Annotated in this window: 19 protein-coding genes; 13 read left to right on the top strand and 6 right to left on the bottom strand. The window is 67.6% G+C overall.

What is annotated here, in order from left to right; all coding sequences use genetic code 11:
• The first annotated feature begins 47 nt into the window (after positions 1–47).
• From Amac_RS23625 to Amac_RS23650, 6 genes are all read left to right on the top strand, one after another.
• Positions 48–968 carry an alpha/beta hydrolase gene (locus Amac_RS23625; RefSeq protein ID WP_218041247.1) on the top strand — a complete coding sequence of 307 codons (921 nt, stop codon included), beginning with the start codon at positions 48–50 and terminating at the stop codon, positions 966–968.
• The gene (locus Amac_RS23630) at positions 961–2,103 is read left to right on the top strand and encodes an acyltransferase family protein (protein WP_155356571.1); all 1,143 of its coding nucleotides are present in this window, start codon (positions 961–963) and stop codon (positions 2,101–2,103) included. The genes Amac_RS23625 and Amac_RS23630 overlap by 8 nt, the downstream gene beginning before the upstream one ends.
• A 16-nt stretch (positions 2,104–2,119) precedes the next feature.
• Positions 2,120–3,406, top strand: coding sequence for a sensor histidine kinase (locus tag Amac_RS23635; RefSeq protein WP_155356572.1), 1,287 nt, complete (start codon positions 2,120–2,122; stop codon positions 3,404–3,406).
• The gene (locus Amac_RS23640) at positions 3,403–4,074 is read left to right on the top strand and encodes a response regulator (protein WP_155356573.1); all 672 of its coding nucleotides are present in this window, start codon (positions 3,403–3,405) and stop codon (positions 4,072–4,074) included. The genes Amac_RS23635 and Amac_RS23640 overlap by 4 nt, the downstream gene beginning before the upstream one ends.
• Before the next feature lie 72 nt (positions 4,075–4,146).
• Positions 4,147–5,310, top strand: coding sequence for a cytochrome P450 (locus Amac_RS23645; protein ID WP_246268608.1), 1,164 nt, complete (start codon positions 4,147–4,149; stop codon positions 5,308–5,310).
• Between the two features lie 192 nt (positions 5,311–5,502).
• On the top strand, positions 5,503–5,820 hold the full coding sequence (locus Amac_RS23650; protein ID WP_155356574.1) for a hypothetical protein: 318 nt from the start codon (positions 5,503–5,505) through the stop codon (positions 5,818–5,820).
• Positions 5,821–5,889: 69 nt separating this feature from the next.
• Here the strand turns inward: Amac_RS23650 and Amac_RS23655 are convergent, their stop codons facing one another.
• On the bottom strand, positions 5,890–6,438 hold the full coding sequence (locus Amac_RS23655) for an LGFP repeat-containing protein (protein WP_155356575.1): 549 nt from the start codon (positions 6,436–6,438) through the stop codon (positions 5,890–5,892).
• Between the two features lie 172 nt (positions 6,439–6,610).
• On the opposite strand from Amac_RS23655, the gene Amac_RS23660 reads away from it, so the two are divergent.
• Positions 6,611–7,672: an ATP-binding protein gene (locus tag Amac_RS23660; protein ID WP_155356576.1), complete on the top strand. Its 1,062-nt coding sequence runs from the start codon at positions 6,611–6,613 to the stop codon at positions 7,670–7,672.
• Between the two features lies 1 nt (position 7,673).
• Positions 7,674–9,464, top strand: coding sequence for a vWA domain-containing protein (locus tag Amac_RS23665; protein ID WP_155356577.1), 1,791 nt, complete (start codon positions 7,674–7,676; stop codon positions 9,462–9,464).
• Between the two features lie 435 nt (positions 9,465–9,899).
• On the opposite strand, the gene Amac_RS23670 is transcribed toward Amac_RS23665, so the two are convergent.
• The 3 genes from Amac_RS23670 to Amac_RS23680 all read right to left on the bottom strand — a co-directional run bounded on the left by Amac_RS23670 (position 9,900) and on the right by Amac_RS23680 (position 13,127).
• Positions 9,900–10,301, bottom strand: a complete 402-nt coding sequence (locus Amac_RS23670) for a PIN domain nuclease (RefSeq protein WP_155356578.1) — start codon at positions 10,299–10,301, stop codon at positions 9,900–9,902.
• Positions 10,298–10,522 (bottom strand): type II toxin-antitoxin system VapB family antitoxin, encoded by a 225-nt coding sequence (locus Amac_RS23675; RefSeq protein ID WP_155356579.1) that lies wholly within the window; start codon positions 10,520–10,522, stop codon positions 10,298–10,300. The genes Amac_RS23670 and Amac_RS23675 overlap by 4 nt, the downstream gene beginning before the upstream one ends.
• Before the next feature lie 157 nt (positions 10,523–10,679).
• Positions 10,680–13,127 (bottom strand): DUF8508 domain-containing protein, encoded by a 2,448-nt coding sequence (locus Amac_RS23680; protein WP_174900215.1) that lies wholly within the window; start codon positions 13,125–13,127, stop codon positions 10,680–10,682.
• 274 nt (positions 13,128–13,401) lie between these two features.
• Between Amac_RS23680 and Amac_RS23685 the strand changes: the two genes are divergently transcribed.
• Positions 13,402–13,698 carry a hypothetical protein gene (locus Amac_RS23685; protein ID WP_155356580.1) on the top strand — a complete coding sequence of 99 codons (297 nt, stop codon included), beginning with the start codon at positions 13,402–13,404 and terminating at the stop codon, positions 13,696–13,698.
• Positions 13,698–14,027 (top strand): type II toxin-antitoxin system PemK/MazF family toxin, encoded by a 330-nt coding sequence (locus Amac_RS23690; protein WP_155356581.1) that lies wholly within the window; start codon positions 13,698–13,700, stop codon positions 14,025–14,027. Before Amac_RS23685 ends, Amac_RS23690 begins: the two co-directional genes overlap by 1 nt.
• 26 nt (positions 14,028–14,053) lie before the next feature.
• Here the strand turns inward: Amac_RS23690 and Amac_RS23695 are convergent, their stop codons facing one another.
• Entirely contained in the window at positions 14,054–15,019 is a 966-nt protein-coding gene (locus Amac_RS23695) for an NAD(P)-dependent alcohol dehydrogenase (protein WP_155356582.1), read from the bottom strand.
• Between the two features lie 152 nt (positions 15,020–15,171).
• Here Amac_RS23695 and Amac_RS23700 point away from each other — a divergent pair, with 152 nt between their 5' ends.
• Together Amac_RS23700 and Amac_RS23705 are read left to right on the top strand one after the other, a co-directional pair.
• The gene (locus Amac_RS23700) at positions 15,172–15,573 is read left to right on the top strand and encodes a hypothetical protein (protein ID WP_218041249.1); all 402 of its coding nucleotides are present in this window, start codon (positions 15,172–15,174) and stop codon (positions 15,571–15,573) included.
• A complete protein-coding gene (locus Amac_RS23705) occupies positions 15,570–15,884 on the top strand; it encodes a hypothetical protein (RefSeq protein ID WP_155356583.1) in 315 nt (104 codons plus the stop codon). The genes Amac_RS23700 and Amac_RS23705 overlap by 4 nt, the downstream gene beginning before the upstream one ends.
• A gap of 29 nt (positions 15,885–15,913) precedes the next feature.
• Here Amac_RS23705 and Amac_RS23710 read toward each other — a convergent pair whose 3' ends face one another.
• Positions 15,914–16,675 carry a TetR/AcrR family transcriptional regulator C-terminal domain-containing protein gene (locus tag Amac_RS23710; protein WP_155356584.1) on the bottom strand — a complete coding sequence of 254 codons (762 nt, stop codon included), beginning with the start codon at positions 16,673–16,675 and terminating at the stop codon, positions 15,914–15,916.
• A gap of 69 nt (positions 16,676–16,744) precedes the next feature.
• Between Amac_RS23710 and Amac_RS23715 the strand changes: the two genes are divergently transcribed.
• Positions 16,745–17,584 carry an alpha/beta fold hydrolase gene (locus Amac_RS23715; RefSeq protein WP_155356585.1) on the top strand — a complete coding sequence of 280 codons (840 nt, stop codon included), beginning with the start codon at positions 16,745–16,747 and terminating at the stop codon, positions 17,582–17,584.
• Positions 17,585–17,603 lie beyond the last annotated feature (19 nt).

Raw genomic sequence — 17,603 nt, forward strand, 5'->3', positions numbered from 1 at the left:
TTCGGTGCCGTCAGCACGAGAATCCGGCCCGGAAGGATCCCTTCCCCGTGGCGTCCCACCTCCGCAGCATCCTGCTCTCCACACTCGTCACCGCCTCCCTGGCCGGGCCGGTGTCGGGTGCGGCCCGCCCCTCGGCCGTCCCGGCGCCCGCACCCGCCGCCTTCCCCCCACTTCGGGTCGCGACCCTCGCCGAGCGGTACGCCACCAGCCGCGACGGCATCCGCGCGGCCGAGCGGATGGCCGCTGGCCACGGCCATCGATGGCGGGCCGCGATGCTGCGCGCCATGGCCGATCCGGCGCGGCAGTTCCTGTCCTTCGACGGCCGCGACGGGGGCCGCGCCGTAGAGGTCTTCGGCGACCTGTCCCAGGCCGAGCGGATCGCGGTGCTGGTCCCCGGCTCCGATACCAATCTCGACAAGTACGGACTCCTGCGCGGCGGCTCGCTGCGACTGCGGCAGGCGCTCGGCGACCGGTCCGCGGTCATCGCCTGGCTCGGATACGCGACGCCCAGCACGGTGAGCGCCGACGCGCTGACCACCGGCCGCGCCGCCCAGGCCGCCCCTGACCTCCGTGCTTTCGTGCGGGAGCTGCGTTCGGCCAAGCCCGCCGCCCGCATCTCCGTCGTGTGCCACTCCTACGGCTCGGTGGTCTGCGGACAGGCCGCGTCCGGGCTGGACGTCACCGACATCGTCCTGTACGGCAGCCCGGGCGTCTGCGTCGACAACGCCGCCGCGCTGCACACCCGGGCCACCGTCTGGGCCGGCCGCAGCAGCGACGACTGGGTCGCCGGTGTGCCCTTCGCCGCGGTCGTATTCGGGACCGACCCGGTCTCGCCCGAGTTCGGCGCCCGGGTCTTCGCGGCGGGCGACGGCGGCCACAGCGACTACCTGAGACCCGGCGTGGCCTTGGAGAACGTCGCCCGGATCGTCTCCGGACAGGCCCCGTCCGAGGAGGGCCGTCGTGCGTGACATCATCCGGCGGATCGACGCCGCGACCCCGCCCGAACGTGACCGCCCAACTGACACGCTGCGAGCCCTCGCCATCCTCGGCGTGGTGCTCGGCCACTGGCTGGTGACCTCCCTGGTCGCCGACAGCGGCACCCTGCACACCGCCAGCCCGCTCCGGTACACGCCCCAACTCGCCCCCGTCTCCTGGCTGTTCCAGACGCTGGCGGTCTTCTTCCTGGTCGGCGGGCAGGTGGGCGCGAAGAGTTATGCCTGCACCCGCGGGACCTACGGGCAATGGCTCGGCACCCGGATCGCCCGGCTGTCTCGCCCGATCGCCGCAGTGCTGGTGGTGTGGACCGTGGCGGCGGGCGTGATGCTCGCGGCCGGTGCCGACCAGGGGACCGTGCGCGCACTGGTCAAGCTGGTGTGGTCCCCGCTGTGGTTCCTGCTCGTCTTCGCGGCGCTGACGGCGGCGACCCCGCTGGTCGCCCGCCTGCACCCGCTGTGGCCGCTCGCCGCCGTCGCGCTCGTGGACCTCATCAGGTACGGTCTGGGCGGCCCCGCCTGGGTCGGCTGGGTCAATGTGGTGGCCGGTTGGCTGGTGCCGTACTGCCTGGGCGCGGCCTGGGCCCGAGGCCGGCTGCGGAGCCGTACAGCCGGATGGGTTTTGCTGTTCGGCGGCGCGGCCGTCACCGGCGGGCTGGTCCGGTGGGTCGGCTACCCGGCCGCCATGGTCGGGGTGCCCGGCGCGGAGATCTCCAACCTCGACCCGCCCACCCTCGCGGTCGTGGCCTTCGGGCTCGCCCAGTGCGGGGCAGCTTTGCTGCTGCTTGGCCCGCTGAGGCGGGTGCTGCGCCGCCCCGCCGCCTGGGCCGCGGTGGCGCTGGTGAACCTATCCACGATGACGATCTTTCTCTGGCACCAGACCGCCATGATCGCGGTGACGGCGATCGCCCTGGCTGCGGGCGGGGCGCTGCCGGGTCTGCACACTGTCCCCGACGGCACCGGCTGGGTGCTCGCCCGGCTGGCCTGGCTGCCGGTGTTCGCGGGGGCGCTGCTGGTGTGCTGGGCCGCGTTTCGGAGCTATGAGCGGAGACCGCCGGGAAAGCGCGGCGGTGTCCGGCCCGTCCCAACACCGGCTGGGTTGCGTGGTTAGGGTGGACCTTCGCGCAATGGAGGACAAAGGGGACGTGCGGGAAGGGCTGATGGGGACACTGCGCGGGGACCTGTGGACGATGGCCGCCGATCCGCTGCCGCGCATGAACGGGCCACGCTGGCTGGCCCGGCTGCCGCACGTCCTGGTCGTGGTGTGCGCGATTTTCATGGTCCAGAGCTCCAGCTATGGCTCGGGTCAGGATCCGACGATCCCGGTGCTCGCCATGCTCCAAGCGACGGCGCTCGTCGTCGCGATGTTCCTCCCGATTCCGGCCTGGTGGGCATCGACCGTCATCATGGTCATCGGCGCGCTGATCGTGGAACACTCTTCCGCAACCTGGGACATTCCCAGGGGAGGGATGTCGTTCCCCTGGTCCATTCACTTGATGGCGTTGCAGGCCGGGGTGCTGTTCCTGCTGGCCCTGCGGGTCCGTCCCCGGGTGGTGGCCGAGACGCTGGGGATCACCGTCCTGACGGGGCTGGCCTGCGTGTACTTCGTCAATCCGAGCATCGGCCCTGGCGAAATCGTGCTGGCCATTCCAGTCCTGGTGACCGTGCTGGCGGTCGGTGTCCTGATGGGGATCGGCGCCGTGCTGCGGGGCGAGCGCGTGGCCCGCACCCGGCTGTTCAGGCAGCAGCAGCTCACGGCCGCGGAGCGGGCCAGACGCACCGTGCTCGAGGAGCGCAACCGGATCGCCCGTGAGTTGCACGACGTGGTCGCCCACCACATGTCGATGATCTCCATCCAGGCGCAGGTCGCCCCGCACCTGGTGAAAGACCCGCCGGTGGAGCTGACGGAGAACCTCGCGGGCATCCGCCAGAACGCCGTCGAAGCCTTGACGGAACTGAGGCGGGTCCTGGGCGTGCTGCGATCGCAGGACGCGCTGGCGCACGCGCCGCAGCCCACCCTCGACCGGCTGGCGGAACTGGCCGGCAGCGTGCGCGCCGCCGGTCTCACGCTCGCTATCGAGACCACAGGCGAGCCGCGCCCGCTGTCGCCGGGCGTTGAGCTGTCGGCGTTCCGCATCATCCAGGAGGCGCTGTCCAACGCGATGCGGCACGCCCCCGGCGCGGCGGTGCACGTGAAGATCGGGTACCGGACCGACGCGCTTGCCATCCAGATCACCAACACCGCGCCCGACCGGCCGCCACCCCCCGCTGGGCCTGGGCACGGGCTGCTGGGCATGCGCGAGCGCACGGCCATGCTGGGCGGCGAACTCGCCGCCGGCCCCACCCGGGACGGCGGCTACGAGGTGACCGCGACCCTGCCTGCCATGAAACCGCCCGCTGAGGATCCGCCATGACGACCATCCGCGTGCTGATCGCCGACGACCAGATGATGGTCCGCCAGGGCTTCACGGTGCTGCTCAACGCCGAACCCGGCATCGAGGTCATCGGCCAGGCCGTGGACGGCCTCGACGCCGTCGCGAAGGTCGCCGAACTCGCCCCGGACGTCGTCCTGATGGACATCCGGATGCCCGAACTCGGCGGCATCGAGGCGACCCGCCGCATCACCGAGCCGACCGGCGCAACCGTCAAGGTCCTCGTCCTGACCACCTTCGACATCGACGAGTACGTCTACGAGGCGCTGCGCGCGGGCGCGTCGGGCTTCCTGCTGAAGGACGCATCCGCCGCCGAACTCGCACACGCCGTGCGAGTAGTAGCGGCAGGCGACGCACTGCTCGCCCCGAACCTCACCAAGCGTCTCATCGCCGAGTTCTCCCGGGTGACCAGCACTCCCCGCGCCCCGCTCAAGGACCGCGTCGGCGACCTGACCGAACGCGAAACCGAGGTCCTCTCCCTGATCGCCCAGGGCCTGTCCAACGCGGAGATCGCCCAGTCCCTGGTGGTCGCGGAACAGACCGTCAAATCCCACGTGGGCCGAATCCTGGTCAAACTCGGCCTGCGGGATCGAACCCAGGCCGCGGTCTACGCCTACGAGACAGGACTGGTACGCCCGACTGGGTACTAACTCGTCGCTGAGGTTGCACCGTCCTTCTCGTGACGAGATCTTGTGGGTAGCACATTCCCCTCAGGAGACGACATGTTGCCTCTTCATATGCGCCGCCAGGAATTCCACCCCGACCCCGAGCTGGCCGCCGCCCGCGAACAACCCGGCCTGCAGCGTGTTCCCACGCCCTACGGCCCGCAGGCCTGGCTGGTCACCCGCTACGACGACGTACGCGACGTGCTCAGGAACGCCGAACTGTTCAGCTACGCCCACGGCATCAACCTGCCGCCCATGAGCGAGGAGCAGGCCAAACGTCTCCGCGCGGGCGCGTTGCTGCTGATGGACCCACCCGACCACACCCGCTTACGCCGCATGCTCACCCCCGAGTTCACGATGCGCCGTATCCGCCGCCTGGAGCCCCGGGTCCGCGAGATCGTCGCCGACCATCTGGACACGATGGAACGTACCGGCGCGCCGGCCGATCTCGTCTCCCAGTTCGCCACCCCGATTCCGTCGCTGGTCATCTGCGAACTGCTCGGGGTGCCGTACGAGGACCGGGACGCCTTCCAGGCGCGTACCGGCGCGATTCTCGACTTCAACCGCCCGCCCGAGGAGCGCGGGAAGGCGCAGATGGAGTCCGCCGCCTACATGGCCGAGCTGGTCGGGCGGGCCCGGGTCGAGCCGGGTGAGGACCTGATCGGCATGCTGGTCCGCGAGCACGGCGACGACCTGTCGACCGACGAGCTGGTCGGCATCGGCGGGTTGTTGCTGGTGGCCGGGCACGAGACGACGGCCAGCATGATCGGCCTGGGCACGCTGGCGTTGCTGCGCCACCCGGAGCAGCTCGCCCTGTTCCGCAAGGACCCGGACAAAGTCGACGGCATGGTCGAGGAACTGCTGCGCTGGCTGACGATCATCCACGCGGGCGCCACCAAGGTCGCCATGGCCGACACCGAGATCGCCGGGGTGCCGATCGCGAAGGGCGACGTCGTGGTGGTCTCCCTCCCGGCCGCCAACCGCGACCCCGCGCTGACCGAGGACCCGGACCGTTTCGACATCGAACGCCCCGACCTGGCCCACGTCGCGTTCGGCTACGGCGCGCACCACTGCATCGGGGCGCCGCTGGCCCGGATGGAGATGCGCCTCGCGTTCCCCGCCCTGTTCGAGCGTTTCCCAGGCCTGCGCGAGGCGGGCGAGCCCGAATTCCGCTCGTTCAACGTCGTGTACGGCCTGTCGGCGTTCCCCGTCGCCTGGTGATCCACGGTCACGTGGGCGCCGGTAGCGGCCGGCGCCCGCTGACTGTCGAGGGGTGAATTGAGGATCGAGCGATCGGGAGCGCTTGTGCCGCGGGAATCACTACCACGCTGGTGGAGTCACGACGTTCCGCGCCGGCGACTCAAGCCGGGCGAACGCCCCCCTCGTTCGGACCGGGCTCGCACGATCTATGCGGTGGCACTCTGGCTGGCCATTGTGGGCCTGCCGTTCGCGGCCGGTGTCTTTATCGGCCGCACGACCCCCACAGGCAACGACGTGACATCAGCGCTGCTCGCGCTCCTCGTCGTGCTGGCACCGTATGCGATTGTCGGTTCCATATTGGCGGAACGAGTCTCCCTCAGCAGGCGAGACATATTCCTGTCGCGCACGCCGTGGATTCGACGAGCCGCGTTTCTCCCCTACCGGGACTGGCCTCCGCTGCCAAGTGAAGTCGATCGGCTTGAGCGGATAGAGGTGGAAGGTGACAAGCGTCGCATCTTCCGCTTGAGATAGGGTCTGGACCTTCGATTTCCTAAGGTCCAGACCGCCCGGCATCGTCCTGGTTGCCGTTGTGCGTGCAGGTCACGTCATCGTGACGCTGACGGGGATGGTCCAGCCTTGGCGGCAGACCTTGCGGACCGGGAACTTCTGGTCACAGCCGTGCACCCAGAACGTGATCTTGAGGCCCTTGGCCACGTTGACGGCGTACCTTCCCGCGGTGCCGCCCGGCAATGGCGCTCCCAGGACAGTGCCCCCGTTAGAGAGCTCACCCGAAACCTGGAAGTACTCATAATGGAACGGATCGGTCGGTCCCCAGCGGAAGACCGCCTGGTTGTTCTTCTGGAACGCGGCGACGATCATACGCTCGCCCTGCTTAGGGCTCCAGGCGATCTGCCCGTGTTCGAACCGCTGCTTGCGCCCGGTCATGTTGGGCGGCGTGTACTCGTCGACGGTCGCACAGCCGAACCAGCTGTCGGCTCCACCAAGGGCCCGCCAGTAGTCACCGATCAGCCCGTACGGCTGGATAGCGCAGGTGCCGGCAGCGGCAGGCTGTGCGGCGACGCCGACACTCAGCAGGGCGGCAGCGGCCATTCCAGTGGCGGCAACGGTACGCCGGATCTTCGTTGTCATGATTCCTCCTCGATCTCTCCTCGACAGTAGGAAGAATCCGGCCAGCGGGGATCATGGCTGCCCATGCGAATCGATAGGGCCAGCCCCCTCAGCAACCGCGGGTTTGCCTCGGGGAGCACAGGACACTTAATCAAGTGGCGGTGGGGCCGCCTGATTCGCGAAGCTTGCGGGCGTGCAGGCCACGTTGACGGTTACTCCGGTGCAGCTTCCCGATGTGTTGCTGCATGTCGCCGTCGTGCGTCCGGTCTTCCTGTGGGGTGCTCCGGGCATCGGGAAGAGCTCGCTCGTCCGGTCGTTCGCCGAATCCCTCGGGCTCGACTGCGTCACGCTGCTCGGCACCCAGCTCGCGCCGGAGGACCTCATCGGCGTGCCGCAGATCGTCGGCGACCGGAGCAGGTTCGCCCCGCCGGAGGCGATCGCGAGGGATGAGCCGTACTGCCTGTTTCTCGACGAGCTCAACGCGTCCTCTCCCGAGGTGCAGAAGGCCTTCTACTCGCTGATCCTCGACCGGCGCATCGGCACGTACGAGCTGCCCGCGGGGTCGGTGGTGATCGGGGCGGGCAACCGGGCCACGGACAACGCGCTGGCCCGGCCGATGGCGTCCGCCCTGATCAACCGCATGATCCACATTCACCTGCGGGCGGCGGTGGACGACTGGCTGAGCTGGGCGGCCGGCAGCGGCATCCACCCCTGGATCGTCGACTACCTCGTGCAGCGCCCCGATCACCTCTGGAGCGCCCCGCCGAAGACGGAGGAGCCGTTCTCCACGCCCAGAGGCTGGCACATGCTGTCGGACGCCATGCACTCCTACGGCGACAGGCTCGACGATGACACCCTGGCCGTCCTCGCCTTCGGCACGCTCACGACCGCGCACGCCTCGGGCTTTCGCGCGTACGTCAAGACTGTGCGGCACGCGTACGACCTGGAGACCGTCCTCAAGGGTGAGGCGGGCTGGCCGCGCGACGCGGAGGAGCGCGACCTGCTCTACTTCCTGTCCGAGACCTTCCGCGCCCGCCTGGTGAAAGGGCTGCCGAAGTCGAAGGAGCACGCCTCGCCCGCCGGGAGCCAGCTGGCGTTCCGGGCGAAGACGCTGCTCACGGAGCTCGCGGAGATCTCGCTCGAATGCGCGCAGCTGGTGATCGCCACCGATGACGACGGCGTGCCGGTCCTGCCCTCGTGGTTCCTGGTCGAGCTGAGTCGCGACCTGCCGCGCCTGGCCGCCGCGAGAGGCTGACATGCGGGGGAAGAAGCCGAAGGTCGATCCGTGGCGCGAGGCCGTACGCAAGGGGTGGGACCAGGTTCGGTCCCACCCGCTGTTCCGGCCGCTCGGCAAATACCTGTACGTGGCGAAGGCCGGCGAACTGCCCAACGATCGGTGGGCCTACATCACCCCGGAAGGCACCGTTTACCACCATCCCCAGCGGCGGGCCGAGGCGGACGAATGGGCCTGGGTGTTCGCGCACTGCCTGCTGCACGCCGGGTTCGGCCATCTCGACCCGGGCACCGCCGAGCCGGAAGACCTCAAGCCCTCGGAGAAGCCGTGGCGTTCCCCGCGCCCCGCGTACCTTGCCGCCTGCTGCCTGGCTGTGGACAGGTTTCTCACCACGGTCAAGGTCGGACGCCCGCCTGAGCCGCTGCCGGAGTTCCCCCCGGGGGATGAGAAGGCGCTGGCCCGCCTGTGGGGGAGCTCCAGAATCCCCACCGAGTTCGTTGTCCCTTCCGTCCCCGACTTCTTCGTCGGTACGGCAGAGGTGGCCAAGTTCCGGGACCACCAGCGGGCGTTCGCGATCGGGATCTCCGCCGCGGCCACCCGTGCGATCGAGGCGGCCGGGGGTGGCACGCTCCGGGGCACGGTCAAGAAGCCCTGGGATGTGGCGCTCGGCTGGTTCGTCTCGTCGTACCCTCTGCTGGGCGCACTCGCCGCAGGCATGACGATCGTCGCGGACGCCGACCTCGCCCGGGGCTGGGACATCTCGGTGGCCGCCGTCAACGCCCAGGCCGCGGAGATCTACGTCAACCCGTTGCTCTCCATGGGAACCGAGGAATGGCGCTTCGTGCTGGCTCACGAGATGCTGCACGCGGCGCTTCGCCATGGGGAGCGTGCGGGGTGGCGGGAGCCGTACCTCTGGAATGTCGCGTGCGACTACGTCGTCAACGGCTGGCTGGTCGAGATGGGCGTGGGCGAGATGCCGGAGGGACTGCTGCACGACCCGGAGCTGCGGGGGCTCTCCTGCGAGGCGGTCTACGACCGCATCACCGATGACCTGCGGCGGCTGCGAAAGCTTTCGACCCTGCGCGGCCGGGGACGTGGCGACATCCTCGGGGAGCCGCTGCCGCACCCCGGCGCCGCCAGCCGCTACGTGGACCTGGACGAGTACTACCGGAACGCGCTCGCCTCCGGCTTGGTCTATCACCGCGGCAGCGGCCGGGGCGACGTGCCCGCGGCCCTCGAACAGGAGATCCGCGCCCTCGACCAGCCGCCGCTGCCGTGGGACGCCGCGCTGGCCGGATGGTTCGACGAGCACGTCCCCACGGTCGAGAAGCGCCGCTCGTACGCCCGGGCCTCCCGCCGCCAGTCGGCCACACCCGACATCCCCCGCCCCGGCTGGCTGCGGCCGGAGGAACTCGTCCGGCAGGCCACCTTCGGCGTCGTCCTCGACACCTCCGGTTCGATGAACGTACGGCTGCTCGGCAAGGCGCTCGGTGCGATCGCCTCGTACGCCGTGGCCAGGGATGTGCCCCGGGCCCGCGTCGTGTTCTGCGACGCGGCCGCGTACGACGCGGGATATCTCCCGGTTGAGGAGATCGCGGGCAGGGTACGCGTCCGGGGCCGGGGCGGCACGATCCTGCAGCCCGGCGTCAACCTGCTCGAACGCGCCGACGACTTCCCCCAGAACGGGCCGATCCTGCTCATCACCGACGGTTGGTGCGACGTCGTGCGGATCCGCCGCGAACACGCGTTCCTCATCCCCGCCGACGCATCCCTCCCGTTCCGCCCCCGAGGTCCGGTCTTCCGCATGACGTAATCGTCCCCCGTGCGACCGGCCAGCTCCCCGGGCCGTTATCGGCTGCCTGATGCCCTGAAAAGCCGAATTGCCGAGCGATCTCAACGGCGTGCTCTACGTTGAGCTCGATCCAGCAGGGGCTTGGAGGAACGCAGTCGCCCGGGAACTCGAAGCCGCAGGCCTTGAGGTCAATCTCAGGGCGCTTTTGTAGCAGTGCCGGCGTTATGCTGACTGTGGACGGGGAGCCCGTTGCAGTTCTCGTAGCAGTCCAGTCCGCAGTTGGCCAGTTTTGCTCGGGGATGACTTTGACCTGCAACGATGGCTATAGGCGGATACCAGGACGAACTCTCGTAATGCGTAGGTCTGGGTTCGATTCCTCTCGTCAGCTCCCTGTAATGGGCCCCCTTTTGATTAATCGCAGAGCATTTTCGACCTCGCGTAGCAGCGTGGGCTCAGTCAGCTAATCCAACGCGCCGGCTGTCCGTTTAGGCGGGAGATGGTGTCGAAGTCGGCGTCTGCATGCAGCACGGTGAGCTTGTGATGTCGAGCCGTCACCGCAATGAGTAGATCGACAGGAGAGGCGCATTGGTGCCACCCCCTGTTGGCGAGCTCGCGCTGCAGTCGGCTGGTCTCGTCCCAGGCTGATTCAGGGATGACGTAATACGGGAAGGTTTCCTGGAGCAGGCTATCGGCCTCGTAGAAGGCTGGTCGGCCGCCGACCGCTCGGAGGTACTCCTGCCTGACCGGCTCACTGATGCCGACAAGCCCGGCGGAGACTGTTTGGTCCCACTCCGGACCGACCTGACCGCGGTAGAAGCGGACCAAGGCGCTGGTGTCGATGAGATAGAGCTCCGTCACGCCGTCGCCTGATGTGCGCCGTCACCCTTCTCGATGACCGAGAAGTCGATCTCTCCCTCGGCCACCATCTCACGCATGCGAGCTATGGCCGCTGCCCGTCTGCGCCGGTCGACGATCTCTCGTAGGGCGGCGTTGACGGTGTCCTTCTTGGAAGAGGTGCCGAGCAGCTTTGCGGCCTCGGCCAGGGCCTCGTCATCGAGGTCGATCAGGGTCTTGGTCATGGAAGCCTCCTCACTCGTATATATGAACTCAGATTAGTATATCAGGAGGTGCCTGTCTGCTGGCTGTACCAGCCGGGGCCCTCCTTCGCGGTGGACCGCAGCGGACGGAATGGAAAAGCGCCCGCCCCTCTGGAGGGGCGGGCGCTTCTTTGTGGGGTTACATGTCTACAACGGGACTGCCGGGGAGGCAGCGGGCCGGGAGGGGCTCCGAGTTGCAGCCGGTCAGGATGCGCACGATCTGAGGGTCGTGGTCGCTGGCCTGGTCGGAGAACTCGGCGTTGATGTGGACCACGCCGTAGGCGTAGCCCTTGATGGCGGGGCTGACCAGGATGTGGTCGAGGACCTGGGAGTTGCCGTCGAAGACGTAGCTGTAACGCTCTTCGGCGGGCAGGGTGTCGATGAGGGTCTTCAGCAGGGTGCCACCGACGGTGAGCGTCTGGAGCACCGGGCTGAACTGGTAGTCGTTGAGGTCGCCCAGGACGACCACCTCGGCGCGCCCGGCGCTCTTGGTGACCAGGTCCTGGACGAAGTCGCGGACCTCGCCGGCCTGCTGGAGGCGCTGGACCTCAGAGGTGCGGTTCGGGGGCTGCACGGCCGCGCTCAGCGGATGGTCGCCGCCCTTGGAGTTGAAGTGGTTGGCGATGACGAACAGCTGCTTGTCCCCGTCGTAGCGGAATTCGCCCACGAGCGGCTTGCGGCTGGTGTTCCACGCGGTGCTGGTCGGGTTGATCCGGCCGGGGGAGGCCGACAGGAAGATCTGGTTGCTGGTCGGCCGCTCGCGGAGCACGGTGACGGCCGTGTTGGCGTCGCCGCCGGGCCGGTCCACGAAGGTCACGCGGGCGGGGTTGAACAGGAACACCTGGCGGATGTTGCCGCCCGGCTCGCCGCCGTCGGTGCCGTCGTTCGGGTTGATCGAGCGCCAGTCGTACGTCGGGCCGCCCGCCGCCACGATCGCCGCGATGAACTTGGCGACGGTCTGGTCGGCCGCGACGACGCCGTTGTTGGTGGCGCCGTTGTTGTCCTGGATCTCCTCCAGGGCGACGATGTCGGGCTTGCCGAGGTTGGTGACGATCGCCTCGGCCAGGCGCGCGAACTTGGCGTCCGGGTTGGTGAAGGCCAGGTTCTCGACGTTGTAGGTGGCGACGGACAGGTCGCCCTGCTTCTTCGGCGGGAGCACCTTCTGGCGCTTGAGGGTGCCCTCGGTGATCGCGCCGAGCTCGGTGGCCTGAATGACGTACCCGCCGAACGACTGGTAGTCGACCACGCCGGTGCTCCCGGCGGCCAGCGTGGAGCCGACGTTGGCGGCGGGGGCGCCGTTCAGCGCGAGGAGCATGATGCGGCCGCTGTTCGGGTCGTCGTAGCCCTTGTAGACGGTGCCGCCGCGCGGGGTCGGGTTCTGGCCCGGCTTGAGGGTCACCCAGAGCTCGTCGAACTCGGTGTTGACCGGGCTGACCAGGCGGGTGTCCTGGGCGATGGTGACCCGCATGCCCTCGTGGGTCTCCAGCCAGTCCAGCACGTACGAGGACGGCTCGAGCGGCTGGGCCTCAAGGGCGCCGCTCTTGGTGTACGCGTCGGGGAAGGCCACCGGGATGGCGGCGGGCAGCGCGTTGCCGCTGGTGAGCTTGGTGGTGGTGATCGTGCCGCCGAGCTCGGTGAGGGCCTGCGAGCCGGTGGCCGGGCGGAACTCGGTGACCCGGCCGGAGGCCAGCACGCTGTCGCCGCTGACGACCGTCGGCGAGGTGGAGCCCATGAAGACGAAGATGCCCTCGCTGGTCAGCGGGTCAGCGTCGGCGGACGGGTCCTGCATCCAGTAACCGCGCGCGTTGCCGGTCGTCCGGACGGCCGTGACGATGCCGGGGACGTTGGTGACGCTCTGCCCGACGATCGGGGAGATCCGGCCCGAGCCCTGGATGTCGTGGATGCGGACGGTGCCGGGGGTCGGGTCGACGGGACCGCCCGGGTTGTCCGCGGAGATGGTGGTGCCCGCGGTGTTGGTGGCCTTCGGCACGCCGGCGGTGAAGTCGACCGAGTTGTTGTCGGTGTCGGTCATCGCACCGGAGCGGGCGTTGGCCGTGGTGTTCGTGAGGCCGGGCGCGGCGAGCGTCTCGACGTTCGCGGTCGCGCCGTACCCGATCAGGTCCTTGACGTTCGGCGCGGTCGAGCAGGAGATGCCGCAGCCCACCAGCGGGATCTGGGCCGTGACCAGGGCGACGACGCCGGAGGTGGCCGACATCGGGATCGAGCCGATGGCGTCCGGGGTGGGGAGGTTGGTGGTGCCGCCGGCGCCCGCGGCCTCCTGGATGAGGTACTTGCCGTGCGCCGGGATGCTGCCGGACAGGTTGGTCATCTGGAAGACCGCGCCTGCGGCAGAGGCGTACTGGATGCTCCAGGTCGAGACGTCGATGGGGGCGCCGGTGATGTTGGCCAGCTCGATGTAGTCGTTCTTGAAGATCGCTCCGGAGTTGCCGCCGCCGCCGTACACGGCGGAGATGACGACGTCGGAGGAGAGGGCGTTCGCGGTGCTGGGCAGTACTGCCATGCTCGCCGCGACCGTCAGTGGCAGGCTCGCCGCGGCGATCAGCCGACGTAATCTGGGGGTTGCCACAGGCCTTTGCTCCTAGATTGATGGGATCTACCCAGGAGCATGGTGGTACGTGTGTTCGGTTGAAAAGTATCGTTATCGACTATTTGCCTATATGCCGGAGGTGTTATTGGTTCGTTCCACAGGGCGTCACTATCAGTGAACGGATGCTGGCTCATGTCGAGTCGAGTGGCCGTCGACGCTGGGTGCGGCGCTCATCCGCTTGGCGCCACCATGGCTAACAACTTGGTACACATCATGTTGCAGACTGTGCGACATTGAGTGCATCATAGGGAGCATGAGTGTTAGCCGCGCCCCTGTCCCGCTCACTGAACAGGACAGAGAGTTCTTGGAAGCGATCCGGACTCCCGGAAGCCCAGAGAACTTGGCCATCCAGGCCTTGGAGGGCCAAGCGCTCGGGCCTGAGACGTCTACCGCGTCGGCCCTGCACACGTTGGTGGATGTTGCTCGCAAGGCAGTTCTGGTGGAGGTCATGACGACCGGATACGCAGCGCTCGCCGCTGCCCAGGACGAGGAGGACAGCGCCTTCAGACGAGCCGCGCGCCGCCGCGCCGCTGAAGTCGCCGTCGACTGATGACCCCAAGCAGCGGATCCCCGCTCCGCGGTCGCGTCTACATGGCCGACCTCGGCGAGGAGTTCGGCCAGAAGCCATACGTCATCGTGAGCAACAACGCCCGCAATCGTGTCCTGTCAAGCTATCTCGCTGTTCGGATCACCACGTCGCCGAAGCCGTCATTGCCGAGCATCATCGATCTCACACCCAATGATCCGCTGGTAGGCCGCGCGCTGTGTGATGACATCGTCATTCTCTTCCGCGAGGATCTGCAGCGGGATCTCGGTGGCCTAAGCCTGGAGACGATGATGCGCATCGGCCAAGGCTTGCGGCACGCGCTCGCCCTGTAGCTCGATTCGTGGTGAATCTGCCACCTTTAATGGTCCACGCGGATTACGACATTTCCTATTTTCTGGCCTGTCTCGACGTAGCGGTAGGCTTCGACGATCTCGTCCAAGGGATAGTGTCTGTCGATGACCGGCCTGAACGCTCCGGACTCGATCAGTTCCTTGAAATATTGTGCGGTCGCCTGGTCATTCCGTGGGATGGGGAATATGACCTTCTTGCCGCCGAGTAGGGGAGTGGTGAGGGCCAGGATCGGGTTTTGTATCAGCGGGCCCAAGTCCCCCGCGAGGTAAATCCCGCGTGGTTTCAGCAGGCGCTTGCATCGGCCGAACGTGCTCTTGCTGACCGCGTCGATGACGACGTCGTATTTCTGCTCGTCCTTCGTGAAATCCTCGGCTGTGTAGTCGATGACTCTGTCGGCGCCCAGACCCCTGACCAGCTCGACGTTCTTCGTGTCGCAGACCGCGGTTACGCTGGCGCCGAGACTCTTCACGAGCTGGACCGCCGCCGAGCCGATGGCCCCGGTCGCGCCGTAGACGAGCACGTCCTGCCCGCTCTGGACGTTCGCCGCCCTGATGGCCGAGAGGGCATAGTGCGAGCCTTCGGTGCTGGGCGCGGACTCTTCGTAAGTAAGTCCTGCCGGGATGATCGCGAGGGTGCCGTCCTGGGGGATTGACATGTATTGGGCGTGGGTTCCGAAACCGCTGTCGTTGAATCCGAACACCCTGTCGCCGACCTTGAAGGACGTGACGCCGCTGCCTACCGCCTCGACTTCTCCCGCGAACTCGGTTCCGAGGATCCGCACCTTCGGCGTGACAAGCCCGACGAAGAATCTCCAGATGAAGGGCTTGGCCGCCCGTAATGCGCAGTCTGTGCGATTGACCGTCGTCGCGTGGACCTTGACGAGGAGTTCGTTGTCTTTGACCGCCGGTTTCTCCGCCACTGAGACACGAACCACTTCCGGCGGGCCATATCTGGTACGGACTGCAGCCTTCATGACTGAATTGTAGCCAAAATACGGGAGATTGGGCGTAATCCCCGGACCGGCTGGCCCTGGAAGGGGCATTGAAATACAGCGGATGTCGTGGTTCGCAGGTATCCGATTACTCTCTGTTACGATCGGGCGGGTCGTACACGGAGGAGGCAACGGTGAGGGCATGGGTAAGGGCGGTTGTGATCGTCGCAGCCGGATGGGGAGCGGTGCTGGGTGCCCCCGCCGCTTGGGCTGATCCCTCGCCCGAAGTGCGCTCCGAACTCGCCCGCCTCGTCGGGGCCGATCTTGGCAGCCTGGTCAGCGCGCTGCCTTCGCTGCTGTGTGGCAACCGCCTGATCAGCTACAACTCCCCGACGTACAACTCCCCGGTGAGGTGCGTCAACGGGCCGGTGCACAGCGGCAACTCCACCGACAGCGGCAACTACACCAGCCTCGGCAACCCGGTGAACAGCGGGAACTTCTCCAACACCAACGGGTCCACGGGGAGCAGCAACTCCTCCAAGAGCGGCAACACGGCCAATGGCCGTCAAGAGATCACCAGGCAGGTCGCGCGATGATGATCGTGATGTACGCCGCAGCCCTGGCATTTGCCCCGATCGCCGTCCCGGTGGCGGGATGCGACCCGAGTGGCTGCGCCAACACCAACACCAGCGGTGACACCTTCAACACCGGAAACAGCAAGAACAGCGGCAATTACCGCACCGTGAGCAACAACCTCAACAGCGGCAACTTCAGCACCGCCAACGGTTCCACCAACACCGCCAATTCCTCCCTCAGCTTGAACAACGCCGACGGTCCCCAGCGCATCATCGTCGCCAATCGTGTCGTCAAACGCGTCATCAAACACGTCGTCAAGCGGAGACGCTGATCTGCGAGGAAGTGCGATCTTGAAACCGGTCAGGTGGGAGAGGCTGCCGATTCCACGCCATCCAGAAGGATGGCCAGACCGTCCGTGAACGCGTTTCCGGCCTGGTCCTCCCAGTTGCCCGGTGCCGGCTCCTTCGCCAGCCGGGCCGAATACGGGAATCGCTCGGCGAAGTCGGGGACGAGTTGGCGCATGAGATCGCCGCGGAGCGTCCACCATTCCTGGTCGGAGGTTCCGGTGGTCGTGGCGGCAGATCTCGTTTCCGTGATCGACTGCGCCGAACCCCGTACCAGGCTGAACAGGGAGCTGACGATCGCTCTGGCGGGCAATCCGGTCCGATCGAGAATGCGCAGGATGGACTCCAGGACGGCCTGTTCGTGCGGCCCGAGCACCGGGCGTGCGTGGGACACCTGCAAGAGCCAGGGGTGGCGCAGGTAGCAGGCCAGCAAATCGTGAGCCCAGCACTCGATTTCGGCGCGCCAGCCGCTGGACGGAGCTACCGGCGTGGCGAGGTTCGCGTGCGCCTGGTCGTACATCAGGTCGATGAGTTCGCGTTTGGTCGGCACATAGGTGTAAAGCGACATCGCGGTACGGCCCAGCCGTTCCCCCACCGCGCGCATCGACCACCCGTCCAGCCCTGACTCGTCCGCCACCGCGATCGCCGCGGCCACGATCGCGTCCACCGTCAGGGCGGGCTTCGGGCCTCGGGTCGTCCGGCCTGGATCGGCCGTCGACGCCCGCCACAGCAGGGCCATCGTGCGCTGGGGATCGCCCTGACCTGCGTAAACAACCAAGGGGTGAAACTCCTTACGGCATAAGGTATTGTGTCTGAGCGGAAACAGTTTACGGCATAAGGAGAGAGCATGGCGGTCGTGACACTGCCCAGCGGATCGAGCATCGAGGTCGAGGTGCACGGTGAAGGCCCGAACCTCCTGCTTCCGGTGAATCCCAAGCCCGCCGAGGAAGGTCCGGCGGCCCAGGCGATGCGCGACTGGGGCGGAGACCCGGCGCTCGGGCATTCTCTCGTCACCGGATTGCGGGCTGATTTCCGCGTCGTCGCCTTCGATTACGAGGCACACGTCATCGCCAACCCGAAAACGCTCACGCCGGACGTCGTCGTGCGTGATCTGCTCACCGTCGCCGACGCGGTGGACGCCGATGTCTTCGGCTATTACGGCTATTCGTGGCTGGCCCTGATCGGCATGCAACTGGCTCTCCGTACGAGTCGGTGCGCGGCCCTGGTCATGGGGGGATATCCGCCGGTCGGCGGGCCGTACGAGGAAATGCTGAGTGTTACCAGGGCAACCCATCGGCTGGCCGTCGAAGCGCTGGATTCGCCGCCCGCCGGGCCGGTGACGCCGGGGGATTGGGATACCGTCTCGGTTTCGCTGTCGCCCAGCCAGGCTCAGCAGTTCGTCACCCTCTACGAGGAACTCCAGCATTTCGACGACCTGGCCGCTCAGCAGGAACTCAGTTGTCCGAGGCTGTGCTTCGCCGGTTCCGTCGATGTCGTCGAGTATGCCCCGAGGTGGGGAGATGTCCGGGTGGACATCGCGGGGCCGATAGTCGAGCGGCGGGCCGAACTCGAAAAGCTCGGCTGGGAGGTGCGGGTGCTCGACGGTCTCGACCACATGCAGGCCATGCAGGCTGATCAGGTCCTGCCGATCATTCGCCCGTGGCTCACGGCGAGCCTGAAATCGTGAACCGATTTACGGGTCGTAC

This window comes from Acrocarpospora macrocephala (assembly GCF_009687865.1).
Lineage (GTDB): Bacteria > Actinomycetota > Actinomycetes > Streptosporangiales > Streptosporangiaceae > Acrocarpospora > Acrocarpospora macrocephala.

Bases quoted from the DNA above. Each gene is read 5' to 3' on its own strand.
- Amac_RS23635 (WP_155356572.1), top strand. From the start codon at position 2,120: ATGGAGGACAAAGGGGACGTGCGGGAAGGGCTGATGGGGACACTGCGC.
- Amac_RS23640 (WP_155356573.1), top strand. From the start codon at position 3,403: ATGACGACCATCCGCGTGCTGATCGCCGACGACCAGATGATGGTCCGC.
- Amac_RS23645 (WP_246268608.1), top strand. From the start codon at position 4,147: ATGTTGCCTCTTCATATGCGCCGCCAGGAATTCCACCCCGACCCCGAG.
- Amac_RS23655 (WP_155356575.1), bottom strand. From the start codon at position 6,438: ATGACAACGAAGATCCGGCGTACCGTTGCCGCCACTGGAATGGCCGCT.
- Amac_RS23665 (WP_155356577.1), top strand. From the start codon at position 7,674: ATGCGGGGGAAGAAGCCGAAGGTCGATCCGTGGCGCGAGGCCGTACGC.
- Amac_RS23675 (WP_155356579.1), bottom strand. From the start codon at position 10,522: ATGACCAAGACCCTGATCGACCTCGATGACGAGGCCCTGGCCGAGGCC.
- Amac_RS23685 (WP_155356580.1), top strand. From the start codon at position 13,402: ATGAGTGTTAGCCGCGCCCCTGTCCCGCTCACTGAACAGGACAGAGAG.
- Amac_RS23690 (WP_155356581.1), top strand. From the start codon at position 13,698: ATGACCCCAAGCAGCGGATCCCCGCTCCGCGGTCGCGTCTACATGGCC.
- Amac_RS23695 (WP_155356582.1), bottom strand. From the start codon at position 15,019: ATGAAGGCTGCAGTCCGTACCAGATATGGCCCGCCGGAAGTGGTTCGT.
- Amac_RS23705 (WP_155356583.1), top strand. From the start codon at position 15,570: ATGATGATCGTGATGTACGCCGCAGCCCTGGCATTTGCCCCGATCGCC.
- Amac_RS23715 (WP_155356585.1), top strand. From the start codon at position 16,745: ATGGCGGTCGTGACACTGCCCAGCGGATCGAGCATCGAGGTCGAGGTG.